Below are 3,487 nucleotides of genomic sequence, written 5' to 3'. Positions count from 1 at the left end.
CCTGAAGTGCGTGCAAGGCAAGCCGCTGGTCAACTCGATCTCGATGAAGGAAGGCGAACAGGCGTTTCTCGATCACGCCAAGAAAGTTCGCGCCTATGGTGCCGCCGTTGTCGTCATGGCCTTCGACACGGACGGCCAGGCCGATACGCTGGAGCGGAAAGTTGCGATCTGTACACGCGCCTATGAGCTCCTGACCAAGGACGCAGGCTTCCCGCCGGAAGACATCATCTTCGATCCGAACGTTTTTGCCGTTGCAACGGGTATCGAGGAACACAATGGCTATGGCGTAGCCTTCATCGAGGCGACGAAACAGATCGTCGAAACGCTGCCGCATGTGCATATTTCCGGCGGCATTTCAAATCTCTCCTTCTCGTTCCGGGGCAACGAGCCGGTGCGTGAGGCGATGCACGCAGTGTTTCTTTATCATGCCATCCAGGTCGGCATGGATATGGGTATCGTCAATGCCGGCCAGCTCGCGGTCTATGAGTCGATCGATCCGGAACTGCGCGAAGCCTGCGAAGACGTGGTGCTCAACCGCCGAGGCGATGCGACTGAGCGGCTGCTTGATCTTGCCGAGCGCTACAAGGGTTCCGCCGGCAAGGAAGCCCGCGAACGCGATCTCGCCTGGCGTGAGTGGAGTGTTGCCAAACGCATCGAGCATGCCCTGGTCAACGGCATTACCGAATTCATCGATGTCGATACCGAAGAGGCGCGCAAAGAGGCTGAGCGCCCGCTGCATGTGATCGAAGGGCCGTTGATGGCCGGCATGAACGTCGTCGGTGATCTGTTCGGCGCCGGCAAGATGTTCCTGCCGCAGGTGGTGAAATCAGCCCGCGTCATGAAACAGGCCGTGGCCCTGCTGCTGCCCTACATGGAGGCGGAGAAGCTTGCCAATGGCGGCACAGGGGAGCGTGAGAGCGCCGGCAAGGTGTTGATGGCCACGGTCAAGGGCGATGTCCACGATATCGGCAAGAACATCGTCGGCGTGGTCCTGGCTTGCAACAATTACGAGATCATCGATCTCGGCGTCATGGTGCCKGCAACCAAGATCCTGCAGACGGCCCGCGAACAGAACGTCGATATTATCGGCCTCTCCGGCCTGATCACGCCGTCGCTCGACGAAATGGTGCATGTCGCCTCGGAGATGGAGCGCGAGKGTTTCGACATTCCGCTGCTGATCGGCGGCGCAACGACCAGCCGTGTGCATACAGCTGTCAAGATCAACCCGCGCTACAACAAGGGACAGACAATCTATGTCACCGACGCGAGCCGCGCGGTGGGTGTTGTATCCAACCTTCTGTCGAAGGAAACCAAGCCGGGTTACGTCGAAGCGATCGAGGCCGAATATATCAAGGTTGCAGATGCACATGCGCGCAACGAGGCCGACAAGCAGCGCCTGCCACTGGCAAAGGCGCGCGCCAATGCTCACAAGATTGACTGGACCTCGTACGAACCGACCAAGCCAGGTTTCATCGGGACGCGCGTCTTCGAGAACTACGATCTTGCGGAAATTGCTAAGTATATCGACTGGACGCCATTCTTCCAGACCTGGGAATTGAAGGGCCGCTATCCCGCGATCCTTGAAGACGCGAAGCAGGGCGAAGCCGCTCGTCAATTGTTCGATGATGCGCAGGCGATGTTGAAGAAGATCATTGCGGAAAAGTGGTTCAATCCGAAAGCCGTCATCGGGCTCTGGCCGGCCGGCGCAGTCGGCGATGACATTCGCGTGTTTAAGGACGAAACACGCAAGGATGAACTCGCTACATTCTATACGCTCCGCCAGCAATTGTCGAAACGCGATGGAAGGCCGAATGTGGCACTCGGCGATTTCGTAGCGCCCGTCGACAGCAGCGTTCAGGATTATATGGGAGCTTTCGTCGTCACCGCTGGCATCGAGGAAATCGCCATCGCCGAGCGCTTCGAACGCGCCAATGACGATTATTCCTCCATCCTCGTCAAAGCGCTGGCCGACCGTTTTGCCGAAGCCTTTGCCGAGTTAATGCACGAGCGTGTGCGCAAGGAATTCTGGGGTTATGCGCCCGACGAAGATCTTGCGCCGGAGGAACTTATCGGTGAACCCTATCGCGGTATCCGCCCGGCGCCAGGCTATCCGGCGCAGCCCGACCACACGGAGAAAGAGACGCTATTCCGCATCCTTGACGCGGAAGCCCGGATCAACGTTCGCCTGACCGAAAGCTTCGCCATGTGGCCAGGCTCTTCGGTGTCAGGCATCTACATCGGCCATCCGGAAAGTTATTATTTCGGCGTCGCCAAGGTCGAGCGCGATCAGGTGGAGGATTATTCGGAACGCAAGCAAATGCCGGTCGAGCAGGTCGAGCGCTGGCTCGGGCCGATCCTCAACTACGTGCCGGGGCCAAGGGTTCAGGCGGCCGAATGAAGGTAGTGCCGGGGAGGCGCGCCGAGCATGCGCTTGAACATGGTGGTGAACGCCGGCACGCTGTTATAGCCGAGGTCGAGTGCAACACTGGTCACCGGCTCACCCTTGGTCAGGCGGGGCAGCGCTGACAACAGGCAAGCCTGCTGGCGCCATGTTGAAAGGCTGAGTCCGGTTTCGCGGCGAAATGTCCGCGTGAAAGTACGCCGGCTCATTCCAAGCCGATCCGCCCAATCGTCGATATTTGTGTGGGGCGAGGGGTCTTCGAGGAATCCACGGCACAGTGCCGCCAGCCGCCGGTCTTCCGGGAATGGCAGGCCGAGTGGCCGTTCCGGAAGGTTCGGGATTTCATGCAGCAGCAACCCCATGACAAATGTTGTCCGTGGATCGGCGTGTACGTCGGCAGGCGCCGCCACCGCCTCACAGATCAGGTTGTCCATCAAGGGTGTCAGCCCAACCACGTGCAAATGCCGTTTCAACCCTGCCACCGCGTCCGGTCGCACATAGATCGAATGCATCGAGACATCGCCCAGCATATCGACCGCATGCTCTGTCCCTGCAGGCAGCCATAATGCATGATGTGGCGGCACCATCCAGCGGCCAAACTTGGTCGTGACCATGGCAACGCCGCTGATGGCGTGCAGGAGTTGCGATTGGCTGTGATGATGATCGGGGATGTGGAACCCGGATGGATAAACCGTCGCCAACGCAAAAACGTCGCCTTCGGCCTGCTCGAGCCAGTCCAGCCGCTCCTTGTGCAGCTCCTCAAGTCGCAGGCCCGCAGCGTTCCGGGCAGCAGATGTCTGATAGCGCATCGTTTTGGCCCACACTCGAAAGAACTGGACCAAACCACGAAAGCAGGATGCGCGCAACAGGTATATCAGTTGCGCAGGAAGGGTGACCGCTTGGGCGGTGCGCCCTCTTTCTTCGATGGACGCACACCATGACCGATACTGCCTTGCCTGCTCAGCGGACTTCCGCTGAAACAACCGTCTTCGCCATCATTTTTGCTGTCAGCTTCTGCCATTTCCTCAATGACATGATGCAATCGCTGCTTGCAGCTATCTATCCGATGCTCAAACAAAATTATGG

General features: G+C 58.9%; 2 protein-coding genes. One reads left to right on the top strand and one right to left on the bottom strand.

The window, feature by feature from the left end:
• Window positions 1-2,398, top strand: a 2,398-nt coding sequence (gene metH, locus ACXJ5O_RS21975) for a methionine synthase (protein WP_457301746.1), incomplete at its 5' end; no start/stop codon positions are given.
• Here metH and ACXJ5O_RS21970 read toward each other — a convergent pair.
• Window positions 2,383-3,210: an AraC family transcriptional regulator gene (locus ACXJ5O_RS21970; RefSeq protein WP_457301745.1), complete on the bottom strand. Its 828-nt coding sequence runs from the start codon at window positions 3,208-3,210 to the stop codon at window positions 2,383-2,385. The genes metH and ACXJ5O_RS21970 overlap by 16 nt on opposite strands.
• Window positions 3,211-3,487 lie beyond the last annotated feature (277 nt).

It is taken from the genome of Phyllobacterium sp. P5_D12, assembly GCF_054049495.1.
This window is presented reverse-complemented; position numbering and strand designations above follow the sequence as displayed.